Origin of the sequence: Corynebacterium sp. MSK047 (genome assembly GCF_030232285.1) — a bacterium.
Taxonomy (GTDB): domain Bacteria; phylum Actinomycetota; class Actinomycetes; order Mycobacteriales; family Mycobacteriaceae; genus Corynebacterium; species Corynebacterium jeikeium_D.
Genome location: NZ_JASPJI010000014.1, coordinates 1 through 18,312, shown reverse-complemented (window position 1 = coordinate 18,312; position 18,312 = coordinate 1). Strand labels below are relative to the sequence as shown.

At 57.3% G+C, this 18,312-nt stretch carries 15 protein-coding genes; 8 read left to right on the top strand and 7 right to left on the bottom strand.

What is annotated here, in order from left to right:
* The first annotated feature begins 58 nt into the window (after positions 1-58).
* Positions 59-904: a crotonase/enoyl-CoA hydratase family protein gene (locus QP981_RS06930; protein ID WP_070628394.1), complete on the top strand. Its 846-nt coding sequence runs from the start codon at positions 59-61 to the stop codon at positions 902-904.
* Positions 905-908: 4 nt separating this feature from the next.
* Here QP981_RS06930 and QP981_RS06925 read toward each other — a convergent pair whose 3' ends face one another.
* A complete protein-coding gene (locus QP981_RS06925) occupies positions 909-2,729 on the bottom strand; it encodes a ribonuclease H-like domain-containing protein (protein WP_284857699.1) in 1,821 nt (606 codons plus the stop codon).
* A 173-nt stretch (positions 2,730-2,902) separates the two neighbouring features.
* Between QP981_RS06925 and QP981_RS06920 the strand changes: the two genes are divergently transcribed.
* From QP981_RS06920 to yidC, 4 genes are all read left to right on the top strand, one after another.
* A complete protein-coding gene (locus QP981_RS06920) occupies positions 2,903-3,682 on the top strand; it encodes a DUF6474 family protein (RefSeq protein ID WP_070602295.1) in 780 nt (259 codons plus the stop codon).
* Positions 3,683-3,842: 160 nt separating this feature from the next.
* Positions 3,843-5,600, top strand: a complete 1,758-nt coding sequence (locus QP981_RS06915) for an alkaline phosphatase D family protein (protein ID WP_284857698.1) — start codon at positions 3,843-3,845, stop codon at positions 5,598-5,600.
* A 348-nt stretch (positions 5,601-5,948) separates the two neighbouring features.
* On the top strand, positions 5,949-6,302 hold the full coding sequence (locus tag QP981_RS06910; RefSeq protein ID WP_069359719.1) for a histone-like nucleoid-structuring protein Lsr2: 354 nt from the start codon (positions 5,949-5,951) through the stop codon (positions 6,300-6,302).
* A gap of 196 nt (positions 6,303-6,498) precedes the next feature.
* Positions 6,499-7,857, top strand: coding sequence for a membrane protein insertase YidC (yidC, locus tag QP981_RS06905; protein ID WP_284857697.1), 1,359 nt, complete (start codon positions 6,499-6,501; stop codon positions 7,855-7,857).
* 53 nt (positions 7,858-7,910) lie between these two features.
* On the opposite strand, the gene QP981_RS06900 is transcribed toward yidC, so the two are convergent.
* The 3 genes from QP981_RS06900 to QP981_RS06890 form a co-directional block, all read right to left on the bottom strand.
* The gene (locus QP981_RS06900; RefSeq protein WP_048731284.1) at positions 7,911-8,531 is read right to left on the bottom strand and encodes a TetR/AcrR family transcriptional regulator; all 621 of its coding nucleotides are present in this window, start codon (positions 8,529-8,531) and stop codon (positions 7,911-7,913) included.
* A 377-nt stretch (positions 8,532-8,908) separates the two neighbouring features.
* Entirely contained in the window at positions 8,909-9,202 is a 294-nt protein-coding gene (locus QP981_RS06895) for a GlsB/YeaQ/YmgE family stress response membrane protein (protein ID WP_048731285.1), read from the bottom strand.
* Between the two features lie 345 nt (positions 9,203-9,547).
* Positions 9,548-10,447, bottom strand: coding sequence for a universal stress protein (locus QP981_RS06890; protein ID WP_005510554.1), 900 nt, complete (start codon positions 10,445-10,447; stop codon positions 9,548-9,550).
* A 297-nt stretch (positions 10,448-10,744) separates the two neighbouring features.
* On the opposite strand from QP981_RS06890, the gene QP981_RS06885 reads away from it, so the two are divergent.
* From QP981_RS06885 to QP981_RS06875, 3 genes are read left to right on the top strand one after another with little or no spacing between them, the layout of a single operon-like run.
* The gene (locus QP981_RS06885) at positions 10,745-11,776 is read left to right on the top strand and encodes a pseudouridine synthase (RefSeq protein WP_284857696.1); all 1,032 of its coding nucleotides are present in this window, start codon (positions 10,745-10,747) and stop codon (positions 11,774-11,776) included.
* A gap of 17 nt (positions 11,777-11,793) precedes the next feature.
* A complete protein-coding gene (locus QP981_RS06880; RefSeq protein WP_172954627.1) occupies positions 11,794-12,588 on the top strand; it encodes an ABC transporter ATP-binding protein in 795 nt (264 codons plus the stop codon).
* A gap of 21 nt (positions 12,589-12,609) precedes the next feature.
* Positions 12,610-15,234 carry an ABC transporter permease gene (locus tag QP981_RS06875; RefSeq protein WP_284857695.1) on the top strand — a complete coding sequence of 875 codons (2,625 nt, stop codon included), beginning with the start codon at positions 12,610-12,612 and terminating at the stop codon, positions 15,232-15,234.
* Between the two features lie 66 nt (positions 15,235-15,300).
* Here QP981_RS06875 and QP981_RS06870 read toward each other — a convergent pair whose 3' ends face one another.
* The 3 genes from QP981_RS06870 to QP981_RS06860 all read right to left on the bottom strand — a co-directional run bounded on the left by QP981_RS06870 (position 15,301) and on the right by QP981_RS06860 (position 18,032).
* Positions 15,301-16,479 (bottom strand): IS1249 family transposase, encoded by a 1,179-nt coding sequence (locus tag QP981_RS06870; protein WP_048732261.1) that lies wholly within the window; start codon positions 16,477-16,479, stop codon positions 15,301-15,303.
* 263 nt (positions 16,480-16,742) lie between these two features.
* Positions 16,743-17,186, bottom strand: coding sequence for a DUF2871 domain-containing protein (locus QP981_RS06865; RefSeq protein ID WP_069359716.1), 444 nt, complete (start codon positions 17,184-17,186; stop codon positions 16,743-16,745).
* Positions 17,187-17,276: 90 nt separating this feature from the next.
* A complete protein-coding gene (locus tag QP981_RS06860; RefSeq protein ID WP_160309998.1) occupies positions 17,277-18,032 on the bottom strand; it encodes an SDR family NAD(P)-dependent oxidoreductase in 756 nt (251 codons plus the stop codon).
* Between the last annotated feature and the right edge of the window lie 280 nt (positions 18,033-18,312).

Here is an 18,312-nt window from a genome sequence, read left to right as displayed (position 1 = left end):
AGACCACTTTTGGTATTTCCCGGGCGGCACACGTAGCCGTCGTTTAGCGTTAGTGCCCATGAGCACCAGCAACAATGTCAACGTCACCTATGAACACCTCGCCGTAGCTGATTCAGAGGCGGCGAAAATCGCTGTCGTCAGTTTGGACCGCGGAGACAAACTCAACGGTCTAACACTTGAGATGCTGACCGAGCTGTCCGCCGTCGCCCGGAAACTGGCAACTGACCGTGATCTGCGCGGCGTGATCCTACGTGGCGAGGGCAAATCGTTTTGCGCTGGGCTCGATTTCGCGTCGGCATTTAAGAAGCCCTCGCGCATTCTGCGCTCATTCGTCCCCGATATCCACGGCACGAACCTGTTCCAGCGCGCCTGCTGGGACTGGCGACGCCTGCCGGTGCCGGTCATTGCGGCGGTGCATGGGCACTGTTACGGCGGTGGTCTACAGATTGCGCTAGGTGCTGATTTCCGCATTACGACGAGCGATGCCAAGTGGTCAATCCTCGAAGCGAAGTGGGGGCTGATTCCGGATATGTCCGGTATGCGAACCATTCTCGACGAGGTCAGCGCCGATACTGCACGTTGGCTGACTATGTCTGGCGAAGAACTCAACGGCAAGGAAGCAACTGAGATTGGTCTGGCGACGTGGGCCGTGGACACGGAGGACGCTGCGCTTGAGCTGGCCAAGGAGAAATTGGCACAGCTGGCGACGCGTTCGCCGGATCAGCTGGCGGCGACCAAGCGGCTTTTCCGCGATGTGCACCGATCGCCTCGCTCAACATTCCGTGCCGAGCGCACACAGCAGTTGCTGCTGTTAGCCCGCAAGAACACGGCCATCATTCGCAATGCTGCGATGAAGAAGGTCTCACCTAAGTTCGCCCGGCGCGGCACGTGGACGCGTGGTTAGCGCGCTAAGGAACCGGCAGGTCATCCCCATGCGGCAGGTCCGCGGCCGCGCGCTGTGAATCCAGCCAGTCGCGGACGTGGGCTACCGATCGGCAGTCATCGCCGTTGTAGCGCAGCAGCATAGCGCGCGCCTCGGCTTGCGTGAGCTTTTCAAAGGACTGTTCCGCGACAAAGTCGAGGTCAGTGGCCGTCGCAATGCGATACAGATCCAGCGATGCCTCGCCGTCAACATCGGCGTCGCGCCAGTGGAAGCCCGACCACGGGGCCACGACTTTCAGCCCCATGCCGACGGTGGAGAGGATCTGGCGACGGGCGACCTTCAGCATGTCCACCCAGTCCTCCGAGGCAATGAACTTGTCCACTTCTTCGCGGGTCGGCACCCGCACAATCTTTGTCGGGCCAGCTGCCTCGAAACCGGAACCAGCCACATCACCTGTGGCCAAATCCGCCGAATCTGCGGGCACCACATATTCCTGGCCGCCGAACCGGGTAGCGCTCTGACGTAGCCAATAGTTCTCGCCCTCTGCCGCCCAGCAATAGGCGCGGAAGGTCTTGCCTTGTTCATGCGCCGCATTTCGACGCCGCATCAGGTAATCCCAGAAAATCGCAAAATTCCTGGCCTCCGCCGTGCCGCCGAGCCCCTCTGGCCCCGGTGGCTCCCAGGTGATGAAGCCACGGTAGTCCTCCCCGGGCACCCAGGTTCCCCACAGGTAGGCGCCATCGTTGGGATACGCCTCCATATCGATGTCCATCTCGACATCGCCACGCGGGGCCGATGTCTTGGCGGCTACCCGGAGCGCGTCGACGTCGGCAAGCCGCGCCCTCGCCATCCACACCTGCTCCTTGCTGACATGCGGAGTGTTGGTACTCGCCTGCGCCAATGCCGTGACCGTGTCGATGCCCACGCTGCGCAACCGCATGGACTTATCCCCAGGTAGAAGGAGGGAAATGTCGTCACTTGCGGTCAGTTCATCGAAGCAACGGTCGTGGTGATGGCAGGTTCGGCACTCCCGGATGCGCCGCGGCGCCAGCGGCCAGGTGCCCGGCGTAAATCGTGACGGTCGCCCCTGAGTGGCAGCGACGGCATCACGCGCGTCGCGCAACGCCATCCGGTACGAGGCCACGCGCGAACCCTCATCAGCAATGACGATATGCCGTGTATCCAGATTCATTCCGGTGGCACTAATCGCCCCCACCAGGCCACAGGACACGCCCAGCCGGTGCAGCATCGCCGCCGCCTGCCCCAGCTTCACAGCATCAGGTCCGTAATGCCGTAGCTTCCACTCATCCGTGACAACCATCGCCTGACGCAGGGTCCGCCCCATCACACCATCACGCCCGAGCCGGTCAACGCCCAGCAGTCGTACCTGCATCGCCGCCGCACGCGCCGCATTGCTTGACGACGGCTTACGCCGCCGGCCCTGTTTGCGCGCAGAGAGCAGATGCCGTGTGACAACCAGGACCGGCATGTACGTCGGTGAGGTCGTCTGCGGTGAATCATCGACCTTGACCAACAGATCAGGGTGGCAAATCTCGTCGATTCCCGAGTACACCCCACCGGGAATCGGGCGCTCATGCATGAGCACGCCACCGGCGATGATGTTCTCTCCGCGGGCGATGGCCTCAAGGGTATCCAGGTGAGCGTCCGGCCCCGAGGCCACTGTGTACAGGTCGGGGATGGACGCGATGGACGTCGGCAAGCGGTGCTCTTGGTGAGAAGCAGGTTCGACTAGCCGCCCCTCGCGCAGGTCGAGGCTCAGCCGGTAGCGGCAGCCGATGAGGTCGCTCGCGTGGAGAAGCGGGCGCGAAACGGATGAATCAGTCACAATGAGAATTAGCGTATCGCCACTCGGTAGGAAGTTTCACGTTAAGCTTGGATAGCAAGAATCGTGATGCAGCCACTGCATCTGGCAAGCGCACTCCGGCGCGGTGGGGTTTAAGGGTTTTCCGCCCCACTTTTCCGGAGGGACTATCTGCGAGCAACTAGGCGAAGGAAAAAATGAGCTTCTTGGGTGACATCCGTGAGCGTCGGCGCGAAACCGCCAAGCAGGTGAAGGCTGCCAAGGCGAAGGCTAAGGAAGAGGCTCGCCACGCAGCTCGACTTAATCGCAAGGCACACAAGGCTGAGGTCAAGGCCGCTAAGCGCGACCAGAAGCACCAGCACAAGCTGGAGCTGAAGGAGGCCGCTGGCCGCGTTCGTTCTGAGGAAAAGCTCGGTAAGAAGGAACTCAAGCTGGAAAACCGTGCTCTGAAGCGCGCGGAGAAGATCCGCAAGGCAAGTGCCAAGGACGAGAAGAAGGCGCTGGCTGCCAAGCAGCGTCACCAGACCAAGATGGCCGAGAAGATCCTGGCACAGCAGCGCAGCCAGGGCTTCAACAAGGACAAGGCAAAGTCGTGGATCGGTGGCGCGCGCCTGCTGGTACCGGTGCTGGTTCCGCTGGCCTACCGCGCTATCACTGCCATTCAGCGCCGTGAACACTCGTCGGCCGCGCAGAAGTTCGGTGTTTCCGCTAATGATGCCGCTCGTTACCAGGGGCACGGTGCACCGCTGCTGGCCCGCATTGAGGCTACTCGCGGTTCGCTGACGGAGCTGCGTAAGTCGGGCGCCAAGGGCATCGATGGTTTTATCAAGGACGCCAACTCGCGTCTGGATGTCATGACTGATGCTATTAATACTGCCGAGAAGATGACCCCGGAGCAGCGTCGTCGCGCGCACCACTCCATTACCGCGGAGCTGGATTCGCTGGACCGCCAGATTATTTCGGAGCTGGGCGCGTAAACCCGGCCGCTTCAGGTTGAGGCCACTCGCCGAGATTCATCGAATTGAGCGCGACTGTTGTTGAACAGCAACAGTCGCGCTTTTGCTCTTATTACCCCCGTATCGGGCTATTTTTTCCCACCAATGGCGCTACGGACTGAGAACTACTGTAATGAGGGCTATGCCATCTTCAGATAAATCTCAGACTGCAGCCTCGAATCTGAACGGTGCGGTCTCGTACAGCGACGCAACAGCCCAAAAGCCATTCACCCCTTCTCGTCGTGCCGTACTGCGTGCCGGCGCTACCGGTGCTGCTGCCGGAGCCATCGGCCTGGCACCCGCTACCAGTGCGGGGGCAAATCCTGAGTCACAGTCCCCAGCTAATGCTGGCGGTTCCGGTGGTTTTCAGGTATTCCAACACGGTGTGGCCTCTGGCGACCCACTGCCGGACTCGGTTCTTATCTGGACTCGTGTGACCTCACACCCAGGCGATACCGCAGGTGCAAACCAGGGCCGTCCTGTTGCACTGAAGTGGGAAGTCGCTTCTGATGAGGGCTTCGGCAACATCGTTGCCTCTGGCGCCCTGAACACCGACCCGGATGCTGACAACACTGTCAAGATCGATGTCAAGGGTCTCTCCGCTGATTCCTACTACTTCTACCGCTTTACCGTCACCGCTGGTGATCACGCGGGCCAGGTTTCCCCGATTGGCCAGACTCGCACTGCGCCGCCGGTGAACTCCTCGCCAGATCACCTGGGCATCGCGCTGACTTCCTGCGCTAACTGGGAAAGTGGCTTCTTCTCCGCTTACCGCGATATGGCGGAAAATGACCGCATCGACATCATCATGTGTGTCGGTGACTACATCTACGAGTACGAGGCCGGTGGCTACTCCGGCAAGGGCCCGGTTCGTGACCACAAGCCGGCTCACGAGATCATTTCTCTCGCTGACTACCGCCTGCGCTACGCCACCTACCGTACCGATGCGGACCTGCAGGAAGCTCACCGCGCAAAGCCGTGGATTGTGACCTGGGACGACCACGAGGTCGCCAACGATGATTGGCACAGTGGCGCTGAGAACCACGACCCGGAGACCGAAGGCGACTACATTGCCCGCCGCGACGCCGCTATCCAGGCTTACCTGGAGTGGCTGCCGGTTCGCGCGGTCCCGTTCTCCCAGGGCGGAAAGCTCTACCGCAGCTTCCGTTTCGGCGATCTCGCCGACCTGACCATGCTGGACCTGCGCACCTACCGTGACCAGCAGCTGAAGTTCATCCGCGCTGGCGAGACCGATGATGAGAACCGCTCCATGCTCGGCTCTGAGCAGTTCAATTACCTGCTCGGCCAGTGGCGTTCCTCGAGCGCAAAGTGGCGTGTCGTGGGCAACTCCGTCATGTTCACTCCGGTGCTGGTTCCGCCGCTGGATCCGGAGGCCACCCGCGCTGTCACCGAGCTGCTGAGCTTGCCTCAGGACGGCCTGCCGTACAACTTGGATCAGTGGGATGGCTACGCTGCTGAGCGTCGTAAGCTGATCAACATCATGGATAAGGAAGGCTACGACAACGTTGTCTTCCTCACCGGCGATATTCACTCCTCCTGGAACTGCAACGTACCGAAGGTCCCGGGCGAGTACCCGAGTGCCGGCATTGCCGCTATTGAGATTGTCTGTACTTCCGTCAGCGCCCCGAATATCGATGACATTGTGAAGCTGCCTCAGGACAACCCGATTTCCTTGGCTGCTACCGCTGGACTCAAGGCTGCGAACCCGTACGTCAACTACCTCGAGTTCGACCGCCACGGCTACACTGCCGTCTACTTCGGCCGCGAGGACGTTACCTCTGAGTACCGCCTTGTCGAGGTCAAGGAAGAACCGAACCAGCCGCTTTTCGTCGCCGCTACCTACCGCGGCAAGCCGGGTCAGGGCATGACCCAGGCTTAAGCGCCTTCTCGTCCTTTCGCTTTACGACGACTACCGAGAGCGCACCCCGCATTGCGCCCTCAGTGGCGTAGTTGCTGTTCACGACGGCCCTGCACAACATGCAGGGCCGTCTTTTTATTACCCCAAGTTCTTGTGCACAGTTAATCGAATTATTAACAAACCATGTATTCAATATAAGTTGCACAATCGAGCTCAATTATCGTCAATAGACATTAAATTTCTTTGCACTTATACTGTGGGGGAAAGAAAATAGGGCTTGATATTAATTTGAAATTTCACCGTATTGAAGTTTCACCGTAAGCCTTCTTCATTATTACAAGTTCAGCACCAAGCTTAGGCAGGGATTCTATGGCACGCCGCGAACTAATTCAGTACATCGACGACCTCGATGGGACTCCACTTGATTCCGCAGACCACCAAGTCGTTCGTTTCTCTTTCCGCGGTAAGAACTACATTCTCGACCTCTCTCAGGAAAATGCAGAGAAGTTCGAGCAGGTATTAGAACCGTATATTGCGAAAGCTTCCATTGATCACAGCACGGTTGTAGCTCCGCGTAAGCGCTCTTCCGCTAATCCCAATGCCGCTGAGGCCCGTGATCGCAATCGCAAGATTCGCCAGTGGGCACGAGAGAATGGCATGGATGTTGCAGACCGTGGTGCGCTGCCAAAGCACATTATTGAAAAGTACGAGAGCGCTAACTAGTTCTCACCCAGGTCCATTTGCCTTCCACTGGGTTTCACCCAGCTTTACTATCTTTAAAACAGGGTCCCGCCACAGCGGGGCCCTGTTTTAAAGTTGGGGCAGGTAATTCGAGTCGCTAGGATAGCGGCTGGAATTGGCACACCGGCCTCATCCGGTTGTCTTACTTTTCTTATCCTTGACATGGAGGAGTCGGCCCGTGGTCATTTTGGAACCATTTGTTTGGCTGGTCTCGTTTGTCCTTAAGGCGTGGCACCTTTTACTGGCCTCAGTATTTCACCTGCCGTCTTCTCTGTCCTGGACGCTTTCTCTCTTCCTGCTGGTGTTTACGGTGCGTGGCGCTTTAGCGTTTCTCGCGTTCCAGCAATTTATCTCGGCGCGCAAGACAGCCAACCTACGGCCGCAGCTTTTTATGCTCAAGGAGCGCTACCGCAGGAGCATCGAGCCGAACTCGCCACAATACGTAAACTTTGCCAGCAAGGAAATGCGCAAAGCAGAGGGAATTAAGACCTCCGTAATGCTGGCGCCCCTCTTCGTCCAGATTCCCGTGATTATGGGCCTTGTTCGCATGCTGAGGCACATGCTGCGGGCGTCTGAGGGGCCTGGGCTGCCTGCGTCTCATAATGTCGGATTCATCTCTAAGGATGAGATCTCCGACTTTCTGAGCGCGACATTCTTGGGACAGCCTCTACCCGCATATCTGCGCATGGACCCGGCGCAACTGCAAATCCTCGGGGGCAATCATGATTCGCTGTTAACTTTCTGCATTATCGGCATCGTGGCAGCGGCCTTTTTCACCGGTTTTAACTTGGTCATTTCCTACCGCCGGTTGCAGCGCACTCTCGACTATTCCAATAGCGTCAGTGTATTCCTCAGCAAATTCATGCGCGTAATGCTTATCTACGCACCGCTGATGATCCTCTTCGCGGGTTTCTTTGGCCCAACACCTGTGGCTCTAATTGTCTACTGGGTCACCAATAACTTCTGGACACTGACCCAAAATATTATTCTCACCCGCTATGTGGAAAAGACCTACCCGCTCACGGACGATTTCCGAACTCTTCAAAACCACCAAAAGGGTGAATACGAATCGGAGCGGGAGGAAAAGAAGAAGTTAAAGCAGGCCAAGCGTCACTTTTATATCAAATCCGCATTCGCTCCGTGGAAGATAAAGCAGCATAAGAGCGAATATGCCGCTATTGAGAAGGAATCGCGGGACCGTCGTAAAGCAAAGCAGGAAGAAGAATATGCCCAGGCTTTGAAAATTGCGAAGGTTCGCTACATGGTGACCCAGATGCGGCCTGGTGCTCAGGACAATTTGCCGTCCCTGACGCAGGATATGAAGATTTCCTCGGGTATAGTTCCGCCGCTTCCCGGCCTGGCTAAAGTGCGGGACGACATGAAACGACAAGCCGAGAAAGCGCAAAAGGCGCAGAAGCGGCCGAAGCCAATTCTGATTGCAAAGAACCTGGGAATGCTGCTCGGCCAGAATACGAAGAATATGGTTAAGAAGGCCACCGGCTCAAAGGAGTCGGACTGGAAACGCTTCCGAGATTAGCCCGTGAGTTAAAGGCGAGAACTAGGGCGCGTTTAAAAACGAGAATTAAGTATTTACGTGACCAGGTCACGGGCCAGGTCGCGCGCCATCTGCAGCGGGTTCAGGTCCTTGGACATCTTGGCACCCGCGAGGCCGCCGTCGAGGTAGAGCAACAGCATATTTGCGTGAGCAGACGGCATACTAGATTCATTTTCAGTCAGCAGCGTGTGTAGCTGTTGCCAAACCCAGGAACGGTGATCGGCTGCGGCCTGACGGATGTCCTGCTCCGACTCCGTTTCCGGCCGCGGATATTCACTAGCCGCATTCTGGAAGTGTGAACCACGGAAGTCGATTGCCGGCTGCTCCGCAATACACTGATCAAAGAAAGCGAGAATCTTCTCCGCCGGGGTATCCAAAGAGGCCACTCGCTGCTCCCAAGCCTCCCGCCATTTGGCGTCGAGGTCTTGCAGATATGCAATGACTAGCTTGTCCTTGGATCCAAACAACGAATACAGGCTGGCTTTGGCCACATCAGCTTCCCGCAGGATGCGGTCAATGCCGACAACGCGGATACCCTCCGTTGTAAACAGAGTTGTCGCTGATGCCAGGAGGCGCTCCCGCGGACTGGGGCGGTTACGACGGCGAGAGGAAGCGCGGCCGCCTTTTGCGCCCTTGCCCGTTGTCGCTTCTGCCACGGCAGTACCTCTCGTCCTTCCAAAGTCACACCCCGTTCTAACAGCTGCTTACTCGCAAACACCGGCATTAGCGCCATTGCTTTCAGAGCACTGAACAGGGCGTTCATAGTCTGTGATATTCCATTGTAGGCGTATCTGCGACTGTGATTTTGTAAAAGAACAAACTAGTCAGTCTTTCAGCCTCTAGTCCTACTTTAGCGTGCGATGATTGCCGCCCCCAACAGATGTCGCGACAATCGCAGAACGCCAACGTCACGACAACCGCACAACAAAAAAAGGGCATCTCAGTGTTGATGAGATGCCCCGCGCTCTAGCTCACTATCCAGTAGATAGCAGCGTTACGACGCTTCGTGCATAGTCGCGCTGTTTTGCTTGGCTTACTTGCGCTTCTGGATCATGCCGACAATCCACAACAGGATCACGGCGCCGAGCAGACAGGTGAGGAAGCTGAAGAACTTTCCGCCACCGGCGACATCAACACCGAACAGGGTGAGCAGCCAACCGCCCAAGAAACCACCGACGATACCAACGACGATATTCAGGACGACGCCCATCTGTTCATCGGTGTTCATGATCTTAGAGCCGATCCAGCCGGCAAGACCACCGATGATAATCCAACCAACGAAGCCCAGAGTAGGACTAAAGGAGGCAGCAAGAAGAATCTCGTTCATGATAGATATTCCTTTCCCGAAATCGTTCTGACTCAACTATAAGTCTTTCCGAAAAATCTTGCATACACTGCAAGCACTATCAGGCCATTTCGGCCACTGGGAAACTAGCGAGATAACAGTCGGATAACCACAGGAAAACTCTTATAAAATCTGTACTTTCTGCATGAAAACGGGGTTTATGCAGACGAGAGCCCTCATTTGGATAAGCCAAAGCCGGCCCCCGACGCCTGTCGGAAACCGGCTAGGTTCTACTTATAAATATTCGGTAACGGTTTCTGCACTCGGCGCTAAAAGCGCCTCGACGACCGGCACCGGCGTCTTTTCTCAGTCTCCTCGAAGAGCGCTTTAGGCGTCAGTCTCCGGGCGGACGACCATCATCGGGCAAGCAGCCGCCTGCAGGAGTGCACGCGAGGTGGAGCCGAGCAGCATGCCCTTGAAGCCTCCGCGGCCGTGGCTGCCGACGACCAGCAGCTGCGAGCCTTCCGAGGCATCAGCCAGAGCACGAACCGGGCGGTCGCGGGTAACAACCTTCTTGATGGCCACTTCCGGGTACTTCTTAGCGTACTTCTCCAGACGGTGGCCGAGCAGAGCCTTCTGCTCCTCTTCCACAACCTGCCACTGGCTCTGAGCTGCAGAAAGGCCAGCCAAAGAAGCCTGTACCTGCATGTCCATCCAGGTGTGAACCGCAATCAGTTCGGCACCACGAGCATCGGCCTCACGGAATGCGTACTCGGTTGCCTTCTCGGAAATGTCGGAGCCATCGACGCCGACAACGACAGGGCCGTACTTGGTCTCATCGGTTACCAGGTTATCCTCGCGGACAACAACAACCGGGCACGATGCGTGGGAAACAACAGCGGCGGAAACCGAACCCATGACCATGCCAGAGAGCCCGCCCAGGCCGCGAGAGCCCATAACCACCATGGTTGCCTGCTCAGACAGGTCGAGCAGCATGTCAATCGGGCTGCCCTCTTCAATCTGGTGGCTGACATCTACCGACGGTGCGAAGTCGAGGGCAATCTTCTTGGCCTCGTTAATCTTCTCCAGGGTCTCGGCCTCAAGATCGTCGTAAAGCTCCTGCGGCGGAACCATGCCCTCTGCGTAGAGGAACTGCGGCATGGAGTAGCTGCTGACCAGACGGAGCGGCTCACCGCGCTTCACTGCGGTGTTAGCGGCCCACTTGACGGCGGTCTTGGATGCCTCCGAGCCATCGACCGCGCACACAATGATGTTCTGCCTTGGCATTGATTGCCTCCTTATTATGCGATCCATAAAAATTGGCTCTCCGCGGCCCGACCGCAACGCAGCTACACCTATCGCACCTGCTTGGACGCCATTTTAATGGACAAGCTTTGCTATTTAGTCAACTCTTCCGAGCCAACCCTTTTATTACTTTCACCTCCACCCTACCCCCATTATGTTGCGACCGACAGGGCAGAATGTTGTCCACCTACGCCATTAGGGGCGGTACCAACACAGCCCTGCGCCAGCAGCTCCGCTTGCCCGCCGGGTGAATCCGGGGCACCTGTTAAAGTCAGCCGTATGCGTCGCATGCCACTGCCCATTCGCGATGGGCTCAACCCCTCCCGCATCGCCGCTCCCGGGCGTCGTGGCGATGCCCCCACCCGTGCGTGGGATCTGCTCGCAGGCGCTATCGCAGGTCAAACCTACCGCCACCCAGACGATGATGACGCGGCTGTGGCCAAGCGTTTTGCAGATGGGCTCGTCGTTCGCGCCAACTCAGTGCCCTACAGTCCAGATGACATGGTGAAGCCCGGCGCGGAAATGTGGTTTTACCGCACCCCGGCACCGGAGCGCACAATCGCGGGGCCGATGCCGATTGTCTTTCAAGATGACAACCTTGTGGTCGTCGACAAGCCGTCGTTTTTGGCAACGATGCCGCGCGGCCGACACATTACGGAAACTGCTGTGGTTCGCCTGCGGCGGGAGCTGGGTAATCCGGAGTTGGTTCCCGCGCATCGCCTCGACAGGCTGACGTCGGGGTTGCTCATCTTTACCGCCCGGCGCGAGGTTCGCGGCGCCTACCAGGGGCTTTTCGCATCGGGGGAAGTCACTAAGCGCTACCACGCACTGACGTCGCCTACACCCATCGCTGGCGCGGCCAGCGAAGCCCTGCCCGAGACCCCACTGGAATTGCGCACACGACAGCACAAAATTGCTGGCCAGATGCAGGCTTATACTCTCGAGGGCGAGCCAAACGCCCACACCATCATCGAGCGCATTTCGCTTGTCGACGTGCCTTCGGACGCCGACGGTCTCGCTGCCGACAGTGGTCGCGTTGCGCTGTGGCAATTGAAGCCCATCACCGGACGCACTCATCAGCTGCGGCTGCACTTGAGTGAACTGGGCTTTCCCATCCTGGGTGACCAGTACTACCCGGAGATTCTGCCGCTGGAGGCCGAGAATACCTCGGAGCCCCTGCACCTGGTCTGTGTTGAAATGAGTTTCGCTGACCCCGTGACTGGGGAACAACGAACGTTCCATTCCCGTCGCAGCGTTTTCAATCCGCTTTCGCTGCCGGATATTAATTCGCCGTTGATCAAATCTAATTAGAAGAGAGCCCCTCCCCCATGTCTGCCAAGCATGCAAAACGCCCCACCAAATCATCCGCTGAGTCTTCTTTGAAGCATTCCGCCCCACCAGCGGCGGCCTACGCTGAGGGGCTCACCAAGAAGTACGGTGTCGGCAATGCCGCTGTTACTGCACTGGACCATGTCGATATCTCTTTTGCCGCTGGTGAGTTCACCGCGATTATGGGGCCGTCCGGGTCGGGTAAGTCGACATTGATGCACTGCATGGCCGGCTTGGACTCCGCGACGTCGGGAAGCGCGTACATCGGCACGACGGAACTGTCGAAGCTGTCGGACAAGGAGATTACGGCGCTGCGGCGTGACCGCCTGGGCTTTGTGTTCCAGTCCTTCAACCTGGTGCCGACGTTGACGGCGGCGGAGAACATTACCCTGCCTATCAATATCGCTGGTCGTAAGGTGGATAAGCAGTGGTTCGAGGAAATCACTACGCGCCTCGGGCTTAAGGAACGGCTTACGCACCGCCCCTCGGAACTGTCCGGTGGCCAGCAGCAGCGTGTCGCCTGTGCGCGTGCCATTGTCAGCCGGCCGGAGATCATCTTTGGCGATGAGCCGACGGGAAACTTGGACTCGAACTCATCCCGTGAGGTGTTGACGATTCTCCGCGATGCGGTTGATGACATCGGCCAGACCGTTGTCATTGTGACGCATGATGCCACCGCCGCGTCCTACGCAGACCGTGTTGTGTTCCTCGCGGATGGCCGTGTGGTTGACGAGCTTCGCAACCCCACGCCCGCCGATATTTTGGCGCGCATGGCAGATATTGAGAATCTTTAGGAAGGCAGGTCATCTCTCCCCATGGCATCATCGTCTTCCACGCTAAGCCGCGTCGCCTGGCGTAATATCACCTCGCACAAGTTGCGCCTCGTGCTCACAATTATTTCGGTCGTGCTGGGCACAGCCTTCATCACCGGCGCATTTGTGTTCACATCATCGCTGGACAAGGCCTTTAAGGGCGCAATGAGTACCGCTTATGACGGTGTCGACGTGGTGGTGACGGCCCCAGCTGACAATCCCGGTGCTCTCACCGAAGAAACCGCGCAGGAAATCGAAAGCTTCCCCGGGGTCCGAGCCCTCAACATTGGCGATCCCAACAACAGCATTACGGCCACAGGAGCCGACGGCAAGCCGATTCAAACCAATGGTTCGCCATCGATGGGTCTTCCCTACTATCCAGCGGCCGAAGCGGTGGGCAACAAGGTCACGGTTACCGAGGGGCACGCGCCTGAAACACCAGGTGAGGTGGTCGTCAACTCCACCACCGCCGAACTCGGCAACCTCCACGTCGGCACTGAAATCAAGGTGGCCACCCGTCTCGAGCGGGCGACGGTGAAGGTTGTCGGCATCGCTGATACCTCCATCGACGAAACCGGCTACCTCGCGGTCTTTTTCACCCAGAATCAGTGGCGGGAGCTCTACGGCGCAGACAGCCATATGGACATGTTCACCCTCGCCGCCGATTCCACCACTGACGCTGCCACGCTTACCCGTGATGTCGCAGAAGCATTCCCCGAGCTCAAGGTAGAGGCAGGCTCTAAGCTCGCCGAGGAGGCCTCCGAACGTGTCTCCTCTGCCTTAAGCTTTGTCAACTACTTCCTCATCGCTTTCGGGCTCATCGGGCTGCTTGTGGGCATCTTCATCATCTCCAATACTTTCACCATGCTGGTCACTCAGCGCATGAAGGAGTTCGCTCTCCTCCGCGCCCTCGGTGCTTCACGACGACAGCTCACTGCGTCCGTCCTCTTGGAGGCATTCATTGTTGGCCTCATCGGTTCCGCACTAGGTGTCATCACGGGATTTGGGCTGAGCCAGGGGCTATTCATGCTTCTCGATGCCATGAGTATCTCCATGCCCGGCGATGGCCTGACATTCGAACCGGTGGCAGTCATCGTTCCTCTCCTTGTCGGCGTGGCCATCACCATGATCGCCGCCTGGACGCCGGCCGCCCGCGCTGGCGCGGTCCCTCCTGTAGAAGCCATGCGCTCTGGGGATCAAACAACCAGCAATAGCCTCAGTGCTAGGACGTGGACCGGTACTGTGCTGGCGTCCGCCGCGATCGCAATCATTGCCTGGGCATTGCAGTGGAACGACGCAGAAACCAAGATTCGTGCCGTCTTCGTTGGTGTCGGTGCAGTGATGGCCGTAGCCTCCGTCTGGCTTGTCGGCCCCGCGCTGTCCATGCCTCTGATCGGAGGACTGGGGCGCGTCGTAGGTGCGCCTTTTGGAACCGTCGGCAAGCTTGCGGCGACGAACTCCCACCGCAATCCGCGCAGAACGGGAACCACATCGTTTGCACTGACGCTCGGGCTTGCGCTGGTGACTGTGATTGGCATGTTCGGTGTGTCCATGAAGGAGGCGGTCAATGAGTGGTCAGAGACCAATCTGACGGCTGACTTCGTGCTCTCGCCACCTCTGACCGCACATTCGGCCCTGCCGCTTGGGGTCGAGGATGCGGTGAAGGATATCGATGGTGTCGACGACACCGCAACCTTGTCGATTGGCGCGCTGCTGGTGATCCCGCCTGAAGAAGCCGGCACGATGATAGCTTCCGACGGCGAACAAACTGAAGTCGGACCGGAATCTAGTAATGCGTCAGTTTTCAACTCCAACGTCGGCAAATGGTACGGCACTCGCGCCATACAGGGCTCCCTCGATCTGGCCAAGCCGGATGCGGGAATTGTCATCAGCGAATCAACAGCGAAAAAGAATGGTTGGAACGTTGGCACTGAGCTCGCAGTGGTTTCCAAAGGCGGCATAACACGGCTCCCCGTCACCGGCATTTTTGCTGACACGAATGATCCAGGCCAGTCGATTATGGTCTCCGACGAAGCCGCCCATAAATATGTCAAAAGCAGCCACCTGTTGCCTTTCCAGACCTACGTCGATATTTCTGATTCCATCGCGGCAGACAGCGGCTCCATGGATGAAATGAAGCAAAAGCTTAGCGACGCAGTTGCGGACTACCTCGTAGTACAGGTGATGACTGCTAAGGAGTTTGCGGGTCTGGCGAATGCCTCTATCGATGTCATGCTGGGAATCGTCTACGCGCTGCTGGCCCTGGCGGTCATCATTTCGATTCTGGGAATTATCAATACTGTCGCGCTCTCGGTTGTCGAGCGCCGCCAGGAGATTGGCATGCTTCGGGCCGTCGGCCTGCAACGCTCGGGGATTCGCCGGATGATTCGCCTGGAATCTGTGGAAATCTCCATTTTCGGCGCGGTTGTAGGTATTGTCCTCGGCTTGTTCCTCGGCTGGTCACTTCTGACCGTGCTGAAGGATGAGGGCCTGAATACTATCGCGGTACCGTGGCTGCAGATCGTTCTCATGCTGCTTGGGTCTGCGCTTGTGGGCATTATTGCTGCTCTCGGCCCTGGTCAGAAGGCCGCGAAGACACCGCCCCTGGCCGCTATCGCAGACGAATAGTCGCCGTTATATGAAAGCGGGGTTAAACGACAAAATGTGTGTCTGGCTCGGCGTGTCGCGCGGGGGTTAGATTTGGCCTTTCTGGATGCCGATTGAGTGGGTGTAGTCGGTGTCGATAGCGTTGTCGTAGAGGGCTGGTCGTCCTGTTTCGTGGTCGGCTTGGTTCTCGTGTTGGGTCAGGGTGGAAACTTTGGCGAGTTGGTCCTGGCCCCAGTTGGACTGCCTGGCGATTCGTGCTGGATCGTCGGGCAGTTCGGTTTTTAAGTAGAGCCACCAATCCAGCATGCGGCGTTGTCGTTCGCCTGATCTGCCGCGGTGTGTTCTGGCAAGTAGTTTGATCTGGGAGTTGATGCCGCCTTCAAGGCTGTTGGTGGTGGATTTAATCCGGTTTTTCTCCAGCACACCTTCTGGTGGGGTGAGGTAGACAAACAGCAGTTCGGAGCGCCAGAGGTGGTTGAGGCTGTTGTAGGCCTTGCGCACGTTGTGATGTGTCCACGTGCGGGTCCATGTACCTGTTTTAGGGTCTTTGACCGTGGTTTTCTCGTCCATCCAGGAACGGTAGATCGTGGAGAATTCGTGCAGTTGTGCACCCCATGCTGCTGCTTGGTCCAGGGTGGTGATCCGGGTCAGTTTCAGCGCCAGTCGGTAGATGGTGCGCCCGGCATCAGTCCGGGGCCGTGAGGTGGTGTAGCGGCGTACAACGCGTTGGGCGTGGACGAGGCAACGCTGGATTTTCGTGGTGGGCCAGCACTTTTTGATCGCGCTAAACGCTCCCTGGCCGCCATCGATAACGGCGATAAGTGGGGCTTCGATGCGCTCGAGAAGTCGTTGGTAGTCGCGCGTGGTTTCGTGTTTGCACCAGTGCCAGGCGATGACATGGTCGATAGTTGCGGCAATGATCAAACAGCCGCCGGCGGTATATGTGCCGTCTAGAAACACCTGGTCGTAAACCCGCCCGATATGTCCGATGGTGGGATCTGGTACGTCAACGAGCCAGAAGGGTTCGAAGCGGCGTTGCAGTGTGCGCGGTGAGCATCCCACACGACTGGCAACGGTATCGAGGCTGGCGCCAGTGGTCAGGTGGTCAATGAAGGCGGCAAAAACCGTGGAATTGGTGATGTCGCTGCGGCGCTTCACACTCGACGCGCCGCAGTGTTTGCATCGCCACCTCGTAGTTCCTTTGCTGGTAGTGCCGTTGCGTTTCATCTCATCGCCGCAGTGGCAGCGTGGTTGGTTCTTTGACATTGCGACACCACACCACGCCGCGTGTAGCACATCACTGCTGCCACACCGCGGATTTACCGTCCCGGAGCCAAATATATGCTCCCGGAGCATATATTTCTCTGAAACCTAGAGGTCAACCACTACAAATCACCGAATCCAGACACACTTTCTGTCGTTTAACCCTGAAAGCGCCCCGTGCAGATATTGTTTCTGCACGGGGTTTCTATTTCGCCTTATCGCCTACGCTGAATCAGCTATCCGGCTCACGCATTTCCGCTGGCAATTTATACGGCCGCGTTGGCCTTGCGAACCTCGCGTTCTCGATTCTTCAGCGCCTTATTGAGAAGCATAAAGAACCACACAAAGCCGACCGTCAGGATTATGTGGCCGAGCCCTGCAATTCCCGAGTACATCGCACCCCAGGCCTCCGGGCCTGAAACAACGTGCACGATACCGTTAGCCACCATCATGCCAATCGTCCAAACAATGCCGACATTCTGAACGATGAACCAGCGATCAAAGCCCTTGACAGCTGAAATATTGAATTGCCCATCCAATGCCAGCGCAACCAAGAAGAAAATCATGCCAAGAACAAGGAAATGCGTGTGCAGCGTATTGAGCTGCGTTTTATCCCCAAAATCCATCGCACGGGTAAATTCACGATAGAAAACGCCAGAAAACAGACCAAGACCAAGATAGACCGAAGCAGCTGTGAATAACTTACGCATACTTCGTAGCCTACTCAGATAACACTGGCTTCTAAACAGACTAAACCCAGGGGGTTAAACGAAAGTTTGATTCCGCGAATCTAGACGGCCTCAAACTAACCGCGCGAATCGAGCCAACACACGTTCGGGCACAGTTTTGAATAGGGCCATCACCAGGCCATATAGGCCGGGCGCTACCTCCGCCCGACCGACCTCTGCTGCACGTAACGTGCGCACCACTAAATAATTGAGATTCTGCTCCGGCATAAGACGCAACTTCACCGACTTCGCCTGCTTAACGACGTCCCGGAGAGCGGTGGTCTTAACCTTTCCCGGGTAGCAAATAGTGACAGTTACACCATTAGGTTTTAATTCCTCCCTAAGGCTGTTACCCCAATGCCGAATAAACGCTTTCGATGCCGTGTATACCGCTAATCCTGGAGTTGGTGCTACAGCTGAGATCGATGAAATGAGAATGATGTGGCCGTTCTTTCCGAATAGATCGTTTAGCGAGTAAACCGCTGCGACCGTACCGCGAATATTCGTCTGTATCATTTGATCAGCCTGCGAAAAGTCCTGGGTTTTAACATCGCCATAATTCGCATACGCGGCATTGAGGATTAAGTAAACTATCGTCGCGTGATGGCGCTCGACATAATTCCGGATTTTATCGCCAAAATCATCATCGGACTGGTCTAGACGAAGATGGCGAAGACGAGGACCTTGGCTCCTAGAGCGCTCAGAGTCCTCGCTGGAAGAATCATCGTTGTAGCTACGAGAAACACACCAAATTTCATCTAGGTCCGGACGTAGCTGCCCGAGTTTATCGGCGAAGACGGCGCCTATGCCCCGAGATGCTCCAGTCACGATTCCCACTCGCATGAATTCCAAGATACAGCTGACTGGGAGGAGCAATTAAAACGGCGACGACGTAGCGCGCCGCATAGGAATAAGCATACGAACAGCAAAATGCAGCACTAAAACGCTAGTTAATTCTGTTTACTCGTGGGGAAAACAAAAGTGGGCCGCAGCAGCCCACCCCACACGGGAACTGGCTACCACGACCCACAACAATAAACTTTTTATGCCGGCGGCGACCTACTCTCCCACACCCTCCCGAGTGCAGTACCATCGGCGCTGGTGGACT